The sequence below is a fragment of the Nocardia sp. NPDC004260 genome, from assembly GCF_053603155.1.
The window spans coordinates 62,456-78,604 of the sequence record NZ_JBSGEZ010000035.1; the positions used below are offsets into that span (position 1 = coordinate 62,456).

The following is a 16,149-nucleotide window of genomic DNA, read 5'->3' on the forward strand; positions in this document are numbered from 1 at the left end:
CGCTGGTATCCGCGCTGTGCTGGTCGCCGATCGAGCGGCCTGCCGGAGGCGCTTCGGCGACGGATCAGCGGGCCCGCAGTCCGTCGAAGACGACGGCGAAGGTGCGTTCGCGCTGCGCGGGGGTAGCGGCGGTGCCGTGGGTGGCGAGGAAGGCGCCCTTGATGAGGCGCATAAGGTCCTCGACCTCGATGTCGGTGCGCACGCCGCCCGCCTCCTGCGCGCGGGTGAGCAGCCTGCCGATGGCCGCATTGAGTTCGTGCACCGGCCGGAGATATTCCGGGGCGTCCTGCCCGCCTACGGCATCGGCGAGATCGCGCTTGACGCTGCCCTCAGCCACGAGCCGGGCCAGGAAGTCGAAGAACGCGGTCACCGGTTCCGCGGCGTCGGCCAATTCCCTTGCCAGCGCGATGATCCGGTCGACCCGATCCACGATCGCCGCCTCGAACAGCGCTTCCTTGGTGGGGAAGTGCCGGTAGACGGTGCCCGCGCCGACGCCGGCCCGCCGCGCGATCTCGTCCAGCGGCACCGAGAGTCCTTCCGCCGCGAACGCTTCCTGCGCGGCTGCCAGGACCCGCTCGCGGTTACGGCGAGCGTCGGCGCGCAGCGGTCGGCGCTCGGGTTCGGTCACGAGGACCGAGTCTACTGTTGACAAACGGGGCGCACGTTCCGGAAAATAAGCGGGTCTTTCGTTCCGCTTATCTGGAGGTTTGTGATGGCTGCAGAGTCGTCCGTGCGAAGCCCGCGCGAGTTGGTCGAGCGGTTGTTCGGTGAGCTACCGGCCCGCGACCCCGATGCGTTCGTCGCGTTGCTCGCGCCCGACGCGGTCTTCGAAATCCCGTTCACGATCCCTGGCCACCCGACCCGCTTGGAGGGCCGCGAAGCGATCCGCGAGCACCTGGCGCACCGATGGTCGGGCCTGTCCGGAATCGAAGTGCACGCGATCCACCCCCAGGTCTACGAGACCACCGATCCCGAAGTGCTGCTGGTGGAGAACGAGGTCGACATGACCATCCCCGGATCCGGCCGCGCCCGAAGGCGCACCTCCGTCAACGTCGTCCGGGTCCGCGACGGCCAAGTGGTGCTCTTCCGCGACTACATGGACACCGCCCGCTTCGCCCGCCTGGCCGCGGGCTGAACTCCAGCATTGGTCACGCCGGATCACGCAGGAGCACCGCGTCGTTTACCGAGTCGTCGACGATGCGGTCTGGATCGCCAAGGTCGGCAAGCATTAGGACTGATGTCGGCATGCGGGCTGAAAATAGCCTCGCTCGGCGCGGGGCGGGGCTGTTAGCCTGCGCCGATGGCGAATCCTCATCCTCACGTGTATCTCGGCGACCGGATCGTCGCGGCCGAAGCGGCCACGGTGGGCGTCGCATCCGCGGCGGTGTTGTACGGGCTCAGTGTCTACACCGTGTTCCCGGTGCATGTGGATGGGGCAGCGCGTACGGCATTCCGTTTGGACGACCATTTCCGCCGGCTCGAGGAGTCCTGCAAGATCATCGGTATCGATCGATTCGCGCAGGAGTGGGATTACGCGCGTTTCCGCGCGGCCGTCGTGGAGCTGATCGCCGCGAATGCTCCGCGTGAGGACGTTTTCGTGCGTGCGACGGTGCACGTGGTCGAGTCCATTCCGGGGACGCGGGTGCGGGGCTGCGCCATTCGGGTCAGCATCTTCGTCTACGACGCGGTGCCCATCGTGCCGCAGGACGGCATGCGCCTGAAATCCAGTCCGTGGCGGCGCATTCCGGACAACGCGATCCCCTCCCGCGCGAAAGTCAACGGAGCGTACGTGAACTCGGTGCTGGCCAAGCAGGACGCGATCGACAGCGGCTACGACGACTGCGTCTTCCTCGACGGCAACGGGCACGTCTGCGAACTCAGCGCGGCGAACATCTTCCTGGTCCGCAACGGCACGTTGATCACGCCGGACGTTTCCTGCGACATCCTCGACGGCATCAACCGCAGGACCGTTCTCACCTTGGCGGCGGAGGACGGCATCCCGGTGGTGGAGCGCACCGTGGATCTCACCGAGTTGTACATCGCCGACGAAGTGTTCGTCACCGGCACATCATCCGGTGCCGCGCCGGTCGTCGAGGTGGACGGCCGCCTGGTCGCCGACGGCGTTCCCGGCCCGATCTCCCAGGCGCTGCGCAAACGCCACCATGCGGCATTGCGCACCGACGACCTGCACGGCTGGGTCACGGATCTGTCCGCGACCAGGTAGCGGCTCGTTCAGCGGATGGCCGGGGTGCGCGGGTCGGGTCCCAGGCAGACCAAGATGGCGCAACCCGGCGGGGTGTCCGCGAACGGCGGATCCAGCGGGTGGCTCAGGCAAGCGAAGACGTTGCAGCCCGGATAGGCGGCGGGACCGAGGCCGAATACCGCGATCAGGATGTCCGTGTCGACGAAACGGCGTGGGTCCAGCCGCAGCGGCGGCTCGACGTATGGTCCCGGGTCGGGTACCGGCCGGTCATAGAACGCGTCGAACACTTTGCGGAAGAACTCGTAGGGCAATTCCTGGGTGTTCTGCACGACTCCGGATACGCCCTGGCTGCTGACGTTCCCGAAGACGCCGGTCCACACCACGGTGAGGTCGAGGCTGGGTATGACGAAGACGTTCTGCATGCCGAGGCCGGCCATCGCGTACACGTCGTCGGGCAGGAAGTCGGCGATTTCGGCGCAACCGCCACCGAGCCAGAACAGGTAGCCGTAGCACGCATTCGTGGGTGAGGGCGTGCGCGCCTTGCGCAGGTAGTCGCGGGAGACGATCTGCTGCGCTCCCCAGCGCCCGTCGTTGCTCACCAGGAGTCCGAGCTTCGCGAAATCGTTCGGCGGGATCATCAAGTGCGCGTAGCCGTAGGTGTGCCCGGATCGGTCCTGAGCCCAGTAATAATCCCCGCGAGGAATTCCGAGCGGATCGAACAGCTCGCGCTGCGCGAAATCTTGCAGAGGTTCGCCGACGGCCAGCTCCAGCACGTAGGCCAGGAGATCGACATTGCGCTGGCTGTAGGTGAAGACGGTGCCCGGCGGGTTGTCCAGCGGCACGCCAAGCGCCTGCACCGCGCTGTCCGGGTCGACCGGGATCACGCCGGTGACGCCCTCGGTCAGCACGCCGACCCGCATGCCCGAGGTCTCGGTGAGCAGATTCTCGACGGTGATCGACCGGTGCTCCGCATCACCGAGCCCGGCGGGCAGGTAACGGTCGATGGGCGCGTGGAGATCGAGTTTTCCTCGGTCCCACCCGATTCCGGCGAGCAGCGAGACGACGCTCTTGGTCGCACTCCAGATATTCCACGCCACGTTGCCGGTCTGGTCGTTCGTCGGTCCCTCGCCGATGAGGCAGTTGTGCCGGAACACCTGCACATTGAAGCGGTTTCGGCCGTTCGCGAAGGTCAGCGCATCCCGCAGTTTCGCGGAATCCAGACCGACTTGTTCCGGTGCCGCCCGCTCCAGGTCGCGCCCCGAGGTGACCGCGCACCGCACCTCGTCGCCGGTCGCGGCGGCCGCGCCTCCGGCGAAGACGTTGCCCGCCACCAGCGAAACCGCCGCGATTCCCGCCAGGAATCCACCGAAGCGCCCCATGTGCAAAAGGCTAGCGCCCTTTGGCCTGTTCACGCGGTAAACAGGCGGGAAACTGGACGTTTGATATTCGCATCGAGGCGTGGACCGGCCCGGCTCCTAGCGGTAGCGCTTACCCAGCACATACAGCGCCGCGCCGAGGACAAGCGCGCCGAGCCCGGTGAGAACGGAACCGAGGGGCAGTGCGAATCCGACGACGACGCACCCCGCCGCCCCGACCACCGGAATCCATCGGGGCGGCCGATTCTCCTCGACGGTCAGTGTGGCGGCGGAGAGGTTGGCGATCAAGTAGTAGAAGAGCACCGTGAACGAGGAGAACCCGATGGCCGCGCGTACATCGAAGAGCGCGGCGACCACGGCGACGATCGCGCCGACCACCAGTTCGGCGCGGTGCGGCACCGCGAACCGCGGATGCACGGCGGCGAGCGCGCCCGGCAGATAGCGGTCTCGCGCCATGGCCAGCATCGTGCGGGATACGCCGAGGATCAGGGCGAGCAGCGATCCGGCCGCCGCGAGCACCGCGCCGATCCGCACCACCGGCGCGGCAGCGGGGACGCCCGCCGCGCTGACCATTCGCGCCAGCGGGTCGGCCGCATCGGCCAGTCCGGCAGAGCCGAGCACGCTCAGCGTCGCGACCGCGACCAGCGTGTAGACCGCGAGGGCGAGTGCGAGCGCGATCATGATGGCGCGGGGGATGGTGCGTTGCGGTTCGCGCACCTCCTCACCGAGCGTGGCGATGCGCGCGTACCCCGCGAACGCGAAGAACAGCAGTCCCGCCGCCGTGAGCACGTCGCGCGGACCGACCCGGCCGGACAAGGCGGTTGCCGCCGAATGCGTTCCGAACAGCCCGATCACGATCACCACGGCGAGTACCGCGAGCACTACCGCGACGAGCACCCGAGTCGCGAACGCCGACTTCTGCACGCCCGTGTAATTGATCGCGGTGATCGCCACCACCGCGCCCACCGCCACGGCGTGCGCCTGCTCGGGCCAGGCGTAGCTACCGACCGTCAGCGCCATAGCCGCACACGAGGCCGTCTTCCCCACGACGAATCCCCACCCCGCGAGATATCCCCAGAAAGGTCCGAGCCGCTCCCGCCCATACACATACGTGCCGCCGGAAACCGGATATCGCGCCGCCAGCCGCGCCGACGACGTCGCATTGCAATACGCCAGCACCGCCGCCACCGCGAGCGCCACCAGCAACCAACTCCCGGCTGACGCGGCCGCGGGCGCGAGCGCCGCGAATATCCCCGCACCCACCATCGCCCCCAACCCGATGACCACCGAATCGGCAAGCCCGAGCCGTCGACGCAAAACCCCATCTCGCGACGCCATTACCGCATCCTCCCCCACCGCCCACGCCCTCGCAGGGCGACTCCGCGAGTGGCACATGGCCGCGGGAGAACGTGAGAAGCCCGCACAACCATGTCCCCCTCGTGGAGTGGACCTCTGGAAGCGACAGCGCCGCCAGGTCGGAATGACCTGGCGGCGCCGTGAGCTGGGACACCGTGCTGGTGTCTGTAACCGTCGACGTCCCACAAGCGCCTCTCGGCGGGTGGTCGCTCGTAGCGACAAAGGGTGCGGCCCGGGGCTGTCCGGACGCCGACGGTGGGGTGTCGACGTCCCACAAGCGCCTCTCGGCGGGTGGTCGCTCGTAGCGACAAAGGGTGCGGCCCGGGGCTGTCCGGACGCCGACAGGGGGTTCAACCACGCACTCGCGGAGGCTATTCCGGGAGGGATTTGTGACGCTCGCCACTCGGCGCGTCGATGTGGTGTGCCGGGCGGCACGACCACGTTCGGTGATCCGACGAGCAGGCTCGACCGCTGGAAGACCGAACTCGACACCGCGATCCCCGGTGACGAGCGCGACACCACCACTCCGGCCGCACTGGCCGCGGACTACCGCGTCTTGGCGTTGGGCGACGCGCTCGGCGCCCGGGGACGCGACCAGTTGGCCGCCTGGCTGAAGGCGAACACGACCGGTGGCAAGCGCATCCGTGCGGGGTTGCCCGCCGAGTGGGTCACCGGCGACAAGACGGGCACCGGCTTCTACGGCTCCGCCAACGACGTCGCGATCGTCTGGCCCGGAGGCGGCCGGGCGCCGATCGTGATCGCGATCATGAGCCGCAAACCGGCCGAGGACGCCGAGGTGCACAACGACCTGCTGGCGGAAGTGACGAAGGTGGCCGTAGACCGGCTCCGGTGACACTCGCCGGGTGGGTCGACCGGAGCGGACTCCGAAGATTACGACGACTTGTAGTAGACCTGGCCGGATCAGGCGGCCAGGCTCGGTCACCTACAGCAGGCCCCACCAGTAGAGCAGGGTCGCCAGAATCCAGACCACCACGGTTTCCATCGTCGCTCCCAATCTTCTTGGCGCACTTGTGACCATCATCCCGTGATCCGGGGCCGGGCGGTAGGCGCTTGCGGGGTCACCGCTCGGTCAACCCGCTCATCTGCGATTTCGATCTTGCAAGGTGTTCTTAAGTGCGCGCCAAGCCCGCCCCTGCATTCTTTGTCTCGCGGGAGGGACATACCCAGCACCGCAGGTGCGAACCGAGGAACGGCCTGTCTCGAGGGGTGACAGGTCGGAACTCGGGGGCGGTGTCCGCCGGGCCGGTCTACGAGGGGTGGCCGGCCCGGCGGACGCGGGACGCGGAGCGGTCGCTCGCGCTGGCTCTTCCTGGAGCTGACCGGCAACGAGACGGTGTTGCCGCTGCCGAAGGTAACCCACGAGCGTGCGGCGCCGGGACCCACGCGAGGCAGGCGCGGCCGGGCTGGTCGTGAAGGGTGACCGGCCGGCCGACCTGAAACAAGTTCTAGACAGTTTGCTATATTTGTCTTACGGTCGATACATGGTGGATGTTGCGTATCGGACGGCTCCGGTTTTCGAACTTCGTTCCGGTCCTACTTGGGCCTCGCCGTGGGAGATGTACGCGGCACTGCGTGAGCACGATCCGGTGCAGCACGTCGTACCGACCGCGCGACCGGAGAACGACTACTGGGTGCTCACCCGGCATGAGCACGTCTACGCGGCGGCGCGCGACAGTGACACGTTCTCCTCCCGCGACGGGCTGACGGTGGAATACGGCGAGCTCGACGAACTCGGCCTGACCGACAATCCTCCGCTGGTGATGCAGGACCCGCCGCAGCACACCGACTTCCGCAAACTGGTCGCTCGCGGATTCACCCCGCGCCAGGTCGAGGAGGTGGAGCCGGTGGTCCGCCGCTTCGTGCGCGACCGGCTCGACGCCATCGCGGCCCAGGGCGGCGGGGACATCGTCAAGCAATTGTTCAAGCCGCTGCCGAGCATGGTGGTGGCGTATTACCTCGGGGTGCCGGAACAGGACCGGGCGAGGTTCGACGGCTGGACCGATGCCGTCGTCGCGGGCAGCATCGACCGGACGAACACCAAGGCGCAGGCGGCGTCGGCGGAGATGATGGGCTACTTCGCCGAGCTGATCAAACGCAGGCGCACCGACCCCGGCGACGACACCGTGTCCCTGCTGGTACAGGCGGGAATGGCGGCCGAAGACACGGACGTGCGCGGGTTGATCCAGATCCTCGCCTACACCTGGACCATGGTCGCGGGCGGCAACGACACCACCACCGGCCTGCTCGGCGGCGCCGTGCAACTGCTGCAACAGCACCCGGACCAGCGCGCGGCGCTCGCCGCGGAACCCGACCGCATTCGCGTCGCGGTGGAGGAGTTCGCCCGGCTCACCGCACCGGTGCAAGGGTTGGCGCGGACCGCGACGCGCGATGTGGAACTGGCCGGGAAGACGGTGCCCGCGGGGCGGAAGGTGTTACTGGTGTTCGGGTCGGCCAACCGGGACGAGCGGGCGTTCGGCGCCGACGCCGACGAGCTGGATATCGACCGGAATCCGCAGCGCATCCTCACCTTCGGGCACGGGCCGCATCACTGTCTCGGCGCGGCGGCCGCGCGGATGCAAGCCCGTGTCGCGCTCGAAGAGTTGCTCGATCGCTTTCCGGAGTACGTCGTCGACATCGACGCGGTCGAGTACGCGAGCGGTCCGTACGTCCGCAGGCCGACTACTGTGCCGTTCCGGTGCGGGGCGTGACCACGGAAGACCTCGTTCGCGCCGGAAGGGACACGGCATGAGTGGCGATTGGCTGGCCGATGGTCGCGCCGAATTGGCCGGTGAGCGCATTCTCGACGCGGTGCGCGCGCTGTTCATCGACAAGGGCGTCAGCGGGGTCGGCATGGCCGAAGTCGCCGACGCCGCGGGCTGTTCCAGGGCGACGCTGTATCGCTATTTCGAGAATCGGCAGGCGCTCTACGTGGCGTTCGCGGGCCGGGAGGCGCGGCAGCTGGTCGAGCGGGTCTGGCGGGACCGGGCGCAGCCCGCGGGCCCGGAGCCGGGGGAGCAACTGCTCGACACGTTGACCGCCCTGTTGGCCGAGGTGCGCAAGACGCCGCATCTGGCGGTCTGGTTCGAACCGTCCAACGCGGGAATCGTGGCCCAGCTGGCCAATTCGCCGGGTGTGGTCGACGCGCTCGCCACGGATTTCGTCGCCGGATTCCGTCCTGGGTTGCCCCCGCTCGCGGCCGAGCGCGTCGGCCGGTGGGTGGTGCGCGCGATGGTGTCGTTGCTGACGCTACCCGGCGCGGGAGAAGACGAGGAACGAGCGATGTTGCGCACCTTCGTGCTGCCGTTCCTGCTCGACGACCGGACCGTGATCGACTGATGCCGGTCGTCGACCGGAGCCCCACGGGACTCCGGTCGAAGCGCGGGCCACGGGTTCAGACGGTCGCCGCCGAGTAGTCGGGCAGGTCGTAGGTCTCGGTCTTGCTCAGCATCCGCATCATGACCGGTCGCATCGCTTTCGACATCATCATTTTGCTGAGGGTGTGGCCCGCGCGGATGCCGAAGCGTGACTTGGGCGTCATCGCGTTCAAGCCGCCCGGCTGCAACTGCTGGGCCGTCTTCACGAAGGGGCGCAGGACCTCTTCGTAGCGGGCCAGCCCCTGTCCGGGGTTGTCGGCGTGCGCGGCGAGCTCACCGGCGAGCACGTACGCGCCCACCAGTGCCATCGCGGTGCCCTGCCCGGTGAGCGGGGAACCGCAGTACCCGGCGTCGCCGAGCAGGACCACCCGGCCCTGGACCCAGCTCGGCATGTCGATGCGGGCCAGCTCGTCGAAGTAGAAGTCCGGCGCATCGGTCATCGCCGCCGCGATGCGAGCGGACTCCCAGCCGCCGCCGGCCAGGCGCTCGCGGATGAACTGCTGCTGTGCCGCGACGTCCCGGCGCAGCGCGGGATCCGCCGCCGCGCGGATCACGACGAGCGCTTTGCAGGTGGCCGGGTCGGCGTCGGGGCGCATGCCCAAGCCGGTGGCTCCGACCAGCGAATGCATCGTGAACCAGTGCGGTTCCAGGCCTTCCGGTCGCGGCAGCGTGAAGAACGACATGTATCCGCCCAGGTACGTCGCGAACTGCTCCTCCGGGCCGAACACCATCCCGCGGGTAGCGGAGTGCAGCCCATCCGCGCCGATCACGATGTCGAATCGCTCGGCCGCGCCGGAAGCGAAGGTCACGTCGGCGCCCGCGTCGTCCTGCCGGATGTCGGTGATCCACTCGCCGTAGCGGTAGTCGACGCCGCCTTCGGCCTCGAGCAGGTCGAGCAGCACCTGGTTGAGGTCCCCGCGGGTGATCTCGATTTCGGCGACGGCGCCCTTGCCGTCGAAGAGTTCGGCGGGCATGCGGAGGATTTCGCGGCCCGCGTCGTCGACGTACTTCATGCCGCGCTCATCGAGCTGATAATCGCGGATGCCGGGCATCATGCCCATCCGCCCGGCCACCTCGCGGCTGGGTCCGCGCAGGTCGACGGCCTGCCCGCCCGGTCGCGGCGCCGCGGCGCGCTCCACCACGGTGGCCCGGATGCCGGACCGGAGCAGCTGCAGCGCGACGGCATTGCCGCCGATGCCGCCGCCGGCGACGAGCACGCGGAGCTGGCTGCTTACGGACTTGGCGCTCATGACTTTTCCTCGACTCCCAGGGGTTTGTCCAAATGTCTTAGACATATGTCTAACGCGACTCTTGCACGAATGTCTAGTACAAATGTCTAAACGACCCCGAACGGGAAAGGCCCATGGCGGCGAGGAGTTCTCGCGGCCATGGGCCTTTGGTGGATCGCAGGAGCTAGGCGCGGTCTCGGAGGTATCCGCGCCAGCTCGCGTGGTGGGTGATGTCGGTTGCGGCGCACGCGGCGTCGTAGGTACAGGCGAACCCTACGACGTCGCGGCCATCGGCGAGTTCGATGCTGGTCAGCGCCATGGGAGCCGGCAAATCGGCGAGGAAGCCACCCAGCCCCGCCGGGGAGACGCGGAACAGTTCCCCTTCGATCGGAGCGCCGCGGCCCGGTCCGTGTCGCACCAGCCCCGGCTTGGGCGGCGTGGTGTCCAGTGCGGTCAGGCGGTAGGCGTCGGTGGTCCGGATGTCGCCGAGGAAGCGGGCGCCCAGTTGCTCGAGCTGCCAGTGCAGCGGCTGCCCGCGCAGGTGCGCGCCGAAGACGGCCAGGTCGACACCGCGATCGACGAACAGCGGAGCACTGTCGAGACCGACCAGACGGGCGGCGAGATCGACGGCCACCTGATCGGCGAAGGCGGGAGTGACCAGCATGACGCCGAACGGCGCGCCCTCGGTGGTAGGGGCGCCGGGGACGGCGACGGCGGCCATGTCAAGCAGGTTGCAGAAGTTGGTGTACGTGCCCATCCGCCGGTTGATGCCGACCGGATCGGCCCGCACCGCGGCGATGCTCGGGTGCTCGGTGGTCGTCGGCAACAGCAGTGCGTCGAAGCCGTGCAGGAGTTCGGCGGCCGCCGCCTTGGCGCGGGCGAGTGTGTCGAGGTCGGCGGCGAAAGCGGGACCGGTCTTCTGCCGCGCCGCGCCGATGATGGCGGCGACCGTGGGATCGGCGCCCGCGGGGGCGGTGTCCAGGAACGCGCCCACCGCGGCATAGCGTTCGGCGACGAGCGCGCCGTCGTAGAGCAACAGCGCGGCGTCGAGCAGGGCGGAGATGTCGATCTCCTCGGTCTTCGCGCCGGTTTCGCCGACCGCGGCGACAGTGCGCGCGAACGCTTCTCGATATGGCTCGCTGAGCGCGGCCAGGTCCTCGGGACGCGGCACGGCGATGCGCGGCGCGAGCGGGGCGGCCAACCGGACGTCGGCGGGCCAGCTTCGGCTGCGCGGGTCACGCGGCTCCGGGCCCGTCATCATCGCCGCCGCGGCTACCGCCGAGGCGAGGTCGGCGGCGAAGACCGTCACGGCGTCGTAGTCCGCGCAGGCCGGCACGGTCCCGTGCGCCGGGATCACGCCCAGCGTGGCTTTGATGCCGACGATCCCGTGCAGTGCGGCTGGCACGCGGCCGGATCCGGCGGTGTCGGTGCCGATTCCGATATCCGCGATGCCGAGCGCGACCGCCGCCGCGGAACCGGAACTCGACCCGCCCGACACCAACTCCGGGTCGAAAGCGTTGCGCACCGCGCCGTACGGGCTGCGCGTCCCGACCAGACCGGTGGCGAACTGGTCCAGATTCGTCTTGCCCAGCACCAGCGCTCCGGCCGCGAGCAACCGCTCGATCGCCGCCGCGGTCACCTCCGGCTGGTAGGCGAACTCGGGGCAGGCCGCGGTGGTCGGCAGCCCCGCCACATCGATGTTGTCCTTCACCGCCACGAGGACTCCGGCCAGCGGCAAGGTCTCTCCGGCGGCGAGCCGTCGCGCGAGGGCGGCCGCTTCGGCGGCGACCTCGTGCTCCGGTCGCAGGGTGATCCACACCTCCGGCCGATCGACCTCGACGATCCGCCGATAGGCGGCCGCGACGCGTTCGACGGGGTCGGCTGCCGTGTTGCCTGGAACGGGCATTCAGTCGACTCCGATCACTAGTAGGGGAGTGCCCGGCTCCACCTTGGCGCCGGGCGCGGTCAATACCTTCAGCACGGTGCCCGCGCTCGGGCTGTGCACAGGTAGTTCGAGCTTCATCGCCTCCAGGACGGCCACCGGCGCATCGGCCGTGACGCGCTGCCCCGGCTCGACTTCCACGCGCCACACATTGCCGATCATCGGCGCGGACACCACCGTCGCGTCGGCGGGCAGCCCGGCCAACGGGTCTTCGATCGGTGCGGCGACGGGCGCGACGGTGCCGCGTTCGAACTCGCCCGCCGCCCGCCAGGCTTCCTTCTCCGCCTCGAACGCGGCGGCCTGCCTGGTCTCGAACTCAGCGATCGAATCGGCCTCCGTGCGCAGCAGCCGCAGATGGTCGGCGAGCGCGAAACTGCCCTCGCTCACCTCGGCGTCGAATCTGCCCGCCTCGGCCGCGGCACGGTGTTCGAGCAACTGCTCCGCGCCGACGGGTTCCCAGACGATGCGATCGAAGAATCGGAACAGCCAGGGCGTGCCCGCTTCGAACGGCGCGGACTGCCGGTAGCTGGACCAGATCGGCACGGTGCGGCCGATCAGTTGGTAACCGCCCGGTGAGGCCATACCGTAGACGCACAGGTACTTGCCGCCGATGCCGACCGCGTCGGAGGGAGTCCAGGTGCGCGCCGGGTTGTACTTGGTGGTGACCAGGCGGTGCCGCGGATCGAGCGGAACCGCCAGCGGCGCACCGAGGTACACGTCTCCGAGACCGAGGACCAGATACTCGGCGTCGAAAACGGTGGCGCGCACATCGTCCACGCTGTCGAGCCCGTTGATGCGGCGGATGAACTCGATGTTCGACGGCAGCCAGGGCGCGGCGTCGCGCACGCCGCTGCGGTAGCGGTCGATCGCCTCGGCGATGGAGGGATCGTCGAACGACAGCGGCAGCCGGATGGTGCGGCTCGGCACCACCAGGTCGGTCGTGGCGGGCAGGTCGAGTTCGAGTTCGGCCAACGTGCCGAGCAACCGATGCTGCGGCAGCACCTCCGGGTCGAAGTGGACGTGCAGCGACCGGACGCCCGGAGTCACGTCGAGAATGCCGGGCAGCCGCACGGCCGCGAGAGCTTCGGCCAGTGCGTGCACCCGCATGCGCAGCCCCAGATCGAGGACCATCTCGCCGTATTCGACCAACACGTTGTCGTCCCCGCCGCGCAGATAGCGCACGCGCGGGCGGTCCCGCGACGCCTCGACACTGCCGAGTACGCCGCGATCACGCAGGGCGGCACGGGTATCGGTGACCAGATCCGGCACCCGGCTCCCGTGGGACGCGCGCAACGCGGCCGCCTTGTCGTCGTCGACCGGCACGAACCGCACCGAGTCGCCGGGACGCAACTGGCCCATCCGCCAGCGATGCGCGGACACCACGGTGAGCGGACAGGCGAAGCCGCCGAGGCTCGGACCGTCGGGACCGAGCAGGATGGGCGTGTCGCCGGAAACGTTCAACGCGCCAACGCTGTACGGGTTGTCGTGCAGATTGGACGGGTGCAGCCCGGCCTCACCACCGTCGGTGCGCGACCAGGCCGGTTTCGGGCCCTCCAGCCGGATGCCGGTGCGGTTGGCGTGGCTCCCGACTCGCCATGGGTACGTGCAGAACTGGGTCATGTCGGCGTCGGTGAAGTACGCGGGCGAGGTCTGCGGGCCGACACCGACCGCGAGCTGCCACTCGTGGGTGAACTCCGGCCGGTCACCCGGCGGTACCGCGGCCGGCGCGCCGAGCGTGTCGGCGGGCGCCGGGGCGATTCCGAGCACGTCGCCGGTGGCCACCGCCTTACCGGTCACACCTCCGAATCCGCCGAGGGTGAAGGTGGACGCGCTGCCGTGATAGAGCGGCGCGTCGATGCCGCCGCGCACCGCCAAATAGGTGCGCAGGCCGGTGTCGGTCGGTGCGCCGATGTCCAGTACCGCGCCCGCGGCCACGGTGACGGGCTCCCACATGGCCACCGGGCGGCCGTCCACCGTCACCGGCGCCGGCGCACCGGTGACGCACACGACCGTGGTGTCGGAGAAGCGCAATTGCGGGCCCTGCAAGGTGCATTCGAGCGCCGGGACGCCGACCGGGTTGCCGACCGCTGTGTTGGCGAGGGTGAAGGAGAGGTCGTCCATCGGACCGGACGGCGGAATGCCGACCTCCCACAAGCCGATCCGGCCCGGATGGTCCTGCACCGTGGTCATGGTTCCGCCGCGCAGCACGTCGATGCGGCGGCCGACCGGGCGGATCTCGGCCAGCGTGGTCGTGGTGTGCTCGGTGCGCAGGACCCGGCCGTCGGCCGCGGCCTGGCGCAGTTGCGGCAGATTCGTCTGCACACCGTAGACGCGGGTCGCGCCGAGCGCGGTGCGCAGCGTGGCGAAGGCGTCGGCTCGGCTCTCGCCCGCGCTGATCACCTTGGCCAGCAGCGGGTCGTAATACGAACTGACCTCCGAACCGGTGCCGACCCAGGTGTCGACCCGGACCTCGTCCGGGAAGTGCGCGGCCGTGACCAGGCCCGCGCTCGGACGGTAATCGTGGCCTGGATCTTCCGCGTAGACCCGCGCCTCCACCGCATGGCCGGTGATCGCCGGTCCGCTCTCGGGCTGCTCGTCCACCATCGCGGTGTCGCCGCCGGCCAGGCGCAGCATCCACTCGACCAAGTCGACGCCGGTGACCGCCTCGGTGACCGGGTGTTCGACCTGAAGGCGAGTGTTCATCTCCAGGAACGACGCGGCGCCGCTGTCGGTGTCGTAGACGAACTCCACCGTCCCGGCCGAGCGGTACCCGACCGAGCGGGCCAGTTCCCGCGACGCGGCGAGCAGGTGCTCGGACAACTCCGCGGTGAGTCCCGGTGCGGGCGCCTCCTCGATCACCTTCTGGTTGCGACGTTGTAGCGAGCAGTCCCTGGTGCCGAGGCTGACGACGCGGCCGTTGCCGTCACCGAACAGCTGCACCTCGACGTGCCTGGCGCGCGCGACGAAACGCTCCAGGAAGACGCCCGCCGAACCGAAGTTCGCCGCGGCGATGCGCTGCACCCGCTCGTAGGCCGCGCGCACCTTGTCCGGGCCGAAGCAGGCCTGCATACCGATGCCGCCACCGCCGCCGACCGCCTTCAGCATCACGGGGAAACCGATCCGCTCCGCTTCCGCCACCGCGTGTTCGGCCGATTCGAGCAGGTCGCTGCCCGGGATGAGCGGCACGCCCACCGCGCGTGCGGCGGTGCGTGCGGTGTGCTTGTCACCGAAGACGCGCAGTTGCTGTGGGGTCGGTCCGACGAACGCGATGCCCGCTTTCTCGACCTCGGCGGCGAAATCGGCATTTTCCGAGAGAAATCCGTAGCCGGGATGAATTGCTCCCGCTCCGGTCGTCAGCGCCGCCTCGACCACCGAATCGGCACGCAGATAGGACTGCGCGGCCGGTCCCGGACCCAGGTGCACGGCGACATCGGCCATTTCGACGTGCGCGGCGCCGATATCGGCATCGGAGTAAACGGCCACCGTCTTCAGCCCGAGTTCCCGGGCCGTGCGCATGATGCGGCAAGCGATCTCGCCGCGATTGGCGACGAGTACCGTATCGAATTCCAGACTCATTACCGCTCCCTGCTATTCCGTAGCCAGCGACATCGCCGCGATCGCGCGGGTGACCCGCTCGAGCACCACGTCCAGCGATTCACCGATGTGCGCGTGCAGCAGCCGATACGCGAGCGGAAGGTCTTCCGCCAGCACGGCGTCCAAGATTCCGAGGTGCTCGGCGATGGTGGTCTCGATCCGGTTGTTGACCATGAAGTCGTACATGCGTACGTGCCGGATGCGGGAATTCACCGCTCTGAGCGCGCGAACCATCTCGGTGTTGCCCGCCGCGGTCAGCAGCGTGACGTGGAATTCCTCGTCGCGCACCACGAAGCCGGGCTCCTGGGCCGGAGGGTTGGCGCGCAGTTCCAGCCAGGCGGCGCGCTCGGTTTCCAGCAGCGCCCGATCGTGCGTGACCGCGGGATTGGTCATCGCGCGCTGGAGACCGCCCAGCTCCAGCGTGATTCGCAGCTCGTACAAGTCGCGGATCAGCGGGATGCTCGGCCGGACCGGACTGAACCCGTATTCTTCGCGTTGGAGTAGTCCGTCCGAGCACAGGACGGTCAGCGCTTCGCGAATCGGCGTGCGCGAGATGCCGAAGCGGGTGGAGAGTTTCGGCTCGGTAAGACGTTCGCCGAACTTGATGTCCCCGTTCATGAGTTCGCTGCGTAGCTTCTCGTACACCACGTCGCGCAGGGGTTTGCCCGCCGCGTCGGCCAGTGTCGCTATCCGTGTCGACATGGCTGTATACGCTATTGACCTCGCATTTCGATCGAGTGACCGTAAGTTATCGCCGCGTTAGCGTCTGCTCACCGCGCCGGTCGGAGCAATGTTCGGCGGCCGTCCAGGGTACTCGGAGCGAAACGAAATCCCGCGCGGCCCCGACAGTGTCATCGAGTCGGTTGTCCATCAGCGAAGCATCAAGGAGACGGTATGAAGCGCAGCACGAAGATCGCCGGAGCACTCGCCGCCGCGGCGATGGCGACCCTTGTGGCGGTCGGCAACGCCCAAGCCGACCCGGGCACGGTCTACTTCTCGGCGGGCAGCACGAACTGCGCGATCTTCGCGGACGGCTCCGTCGGATGCGATTTCG

12 protein-coding genes and 1 pseudogene are annotated in these 16,149 nt (G+C 69.0%); 6 read left to right on the plus strand and 7 right to left on the minus strand.

The window, feature by feature from the left end; all coding sequences use genetic code 11:
* Window positions 1-64 precede the first annotated feature (64 nt).
* On the minus strand, window positions 65-628 hold the full coding sequence (locus ACWEO7_RS21175) for a TetR/AcrR family transcriptional regulator (protein WP_452425460.1): 564 nt from the start codon (window positions 626-628) through the stop codon (window positions 65-67).
* A gap of 84 nt (window positions 629-712) precedes the next feature.
* Between ACWEO7_RS21175 and ACWEO7_RS21180 the strand changes: the two genes are divergently transcribed.
* The 3 genes and pseudogenes from ACWEO7_RS21180 to ACWEO7_RS21190 all read left to right on the plus strand — a co-directional run bounded on the left by ACWEO7_RS21180 (window position 713) and on the right by ACWEO7_RS21190 (window position 2,224).
* Window positions 713-1,135, plus strand: coding sequence for a nuclear transport factor 2 family protein (locus ACWEO7_RS21180; protein WP_452425462.1), 423 nt, complete (start codon window positions 713-715; stop codon window positions 1,133-1,135).
* A gap of 16 nt (window positions 1,136-1,151) precedes the next feature.
* A pseudogene (locus ACWEO7_RS21185) lies at window positions 1,152-1,232 on the plus strand (Txe/YoeB family addiction module toxin); the annotation flags it as partial.
* 68 nt (window positions 1,233-1,300) lie between these two features.
* Window positions 1,301-2,224 (plus strand): aminotransferase class IV, encoded by a 924-nt coding sequence (locus ACWEO7_RS21190; protein ID WP_452425464.1) that lies wholly within the window; start codon window positions 1,301-1,303, stop codon window positions 2,222-2,224.
* An 8-nt stretch (window positions 2,225-2,232) separates the two neighbouring features.
* Here the strand turns inward: ACWEO7_RS21190 and ACWEO7_RS21195 are convergent, their stop codons facing one another.
* Both ACWEO7_RS21195 and ACWEO7_RS21200 read right to left on the minus strand, forming a co-directional pair.
* Entirely contained in the window at window positions 2,233-3,582 is a 1,350-nt protein-coding gene (locus ACWEO7_RS21195) for a serine hydrolase domain-containing protein (protein ID WP_452425466.1), read from the minus strand.
* A gap of 96 nt (window positions 3,583-3,678) precedes the next feature.
* Window positions 3,679-4,917: an APC family permease gene (locus ACWEO7_RS21200; protein ID WP_452425468.1), complete on the minus strand. Its 1,239-nt coding sequence runs from the start codon at window positions 4,915-4,917 to the stop codon at window positions 3,679-3,681.
* 439 nt (window positions 4,918-5,356) lie between these two features.
* Between ACWEO7_RS21200 and ACWEO7_RS21205 the strand changes: the two genes are divergently transcribed.
* The 3 genes from ACWEO7_RS21205 (at window position 5,357) to ACWEO7_RS21215 (ending at window position 8,292) form a co-directional block, all read left to right on the plus strand.
* The gene (locus tag ACWEO7_RS21205) at window positions 5,357-5,788 is read left to right on the plus strand and encodes a serine hydrolase (RefSeq protein ID WP_452425470.1); all 432 of its coding nucleotides are present in this window, start codon (window positions 5,357-5,359) and stop codon (window positions 5,786-5,788) included.
* 649 nt (window positions 5,789-6,437) lie between these two features.
* Window positions 6,438-7,664, plus strand: coding sequence for a cytochrome P450 (locus tag ACWEO7_RS21210; protein WP_452425472.1), 1,227 nt, complete (start codon window positions 6,438-6,440; stop codon window positions 7,662-7,664).
* 37 nt (window positions 7,665-7,701) lie between these two features.
* A complete protein-coding gene (locus ACWEO7_RS21215; protein ID WP_452425474.1) occupies window positions 7,702-8,292 on the plus strand; it encodes a TetR/AcrR family transcriptional regulator in 591 nt (196 codons plus the stop codon).
* A 55-nt stretch (window positions 8,293-8,347) separates the two neighbouring features.
* Here the strand turns inward: ACWEO7_RS21215 and ACWEO7_RS21220 are convergent, their stop codons facing one another.
* The 4 genes from ACWEO7_RS21220 to ACWEO7_RS21235 all read right to left on the minus strand — a co-directional run bounded on the left by ACWEO7_RS21220 (window position 8,348) and on the right by ACWEO7_RS21235 (window position 15,797).
* A complete protein-coding gene (locus tag ACWEO7_RS21220) occupies window positions 8,348-9,580 on the minus strand; it encodes an FAD-dependent monooxygenase (protein WP_452425476.1) in 1,233 nt (410 codons plus the stop codon).
* 163 nt (window positions 9,581-9,743) lie between these two features.
* Window positions 9,744-11,465, minus strand: coding sequence for an allophanate hydrolase (atzF, locus tag ACWEO7_RS21225; RefSeq protein ID WP_452425478.1), 1,722 nt, complete (start codon window positions 11,463-11,465; stop codon window positions 9,744-9,746).
* On the minus strand, window positions 11,466-15,077 hold the full coding sequence (gene uca, locus ACWEO7_RS21230) for an urea carboxylase (RefSeq protein ID WP_452425480.1): 3,612 nt from the start codon (window positions 15,075-15,077) through the stop codon (window positions 11,466-11,468).
* Between the two features lie 12 nt (window positions 15,078-15,089).
* The gene (locus ACWEO7_RS21235; RefSeq protein ID WP_452425482.1) at window positions 15,090-15,797 is read right to left on the minus strand and encodes a GntR family transcriptional regulator; all 708 of its coding nucleotides are present in this window, start codon (window positions 15,795-15,797) and stop codon (window positions 15,090-15,092) included.
* Window positions 15,798-16,149 lie beyond the last annotated feature (352 nt).

Bases quoted from the DNA above. Each gene is read 5' to 3' on its own strand.
- ACWEO7_RS21180 (WP_452425462.1), top strand. From the start codon at position 713: ATGGCTGCAGAGTCGTCCGTGCGAAGCCCGCGCGAGTTGGTCGAGCGG.
- ACWEO7_RS21190 (WP_452425464.1), top strand. From the start codon at position 1,301: ATGGCGAATCCTCATCCTCACGTGTATCTCGGCGACCGGATCGTCGCG.
- ACWEO7_RS21195 (WP_452425466.1), bottom strand. From the start codon at position 3,582: ATGGGGCGCTTCGGTGGATTCCTGGCGGGAATCGCGGCGGTTTCGCTG.
- ACWEO7_RS21200 (WP_452425468.1), bottom strand. From the start codon at position 4,917: ATGGCGTCGCGAGATGGGGTTTTGCGTCGACGGCTCGGGCTTGCCGAT.
- ACWEO7_RS21210 (WP_452425472.1), top strand. From the start codon at position 6,438: ATGGTGGATGTTGCGTATCGGACGGCTCCGGTTTTCGAACTTCGTTCC.
- ACWEO7_RS21215 (WP_452425474.1), top strand. From the start codon at position 7,702: ATGAGTGGCGATTGGCTGGCCGATGGTCGCGCCGAATTGGCCGGTGAG.
- ACWEO7_RS21220 (WP_452425476.1), bottom strand. From the start codon at position 9,580: ATGAGCGCCAAGTCCGTAAGCAGCCAGCTCCGCGTGCTCGTCGCCGGC.
- atzF (WP_452425478.1), bottom strand. From the start codon at position 11,465: ATGCCCGTTCCAGGCAACACGGCAGCCGACCCCGTCGAACGCGTCGCG.
- uca (WP_452425480.1), bottom strand. From the start codon at position 15,077: ATGAGTCTGGAATTCGATACGGTACTCGTCGCCAATCGCGGCGAGATC.
- ACWEO7_RS21235 (WP_452425482.1), bottom strand. From the start codon at position 15,797: ATGTCGACACGGATAGCGACACTGGCCGACGCGGCGGGCAAACCCCTG.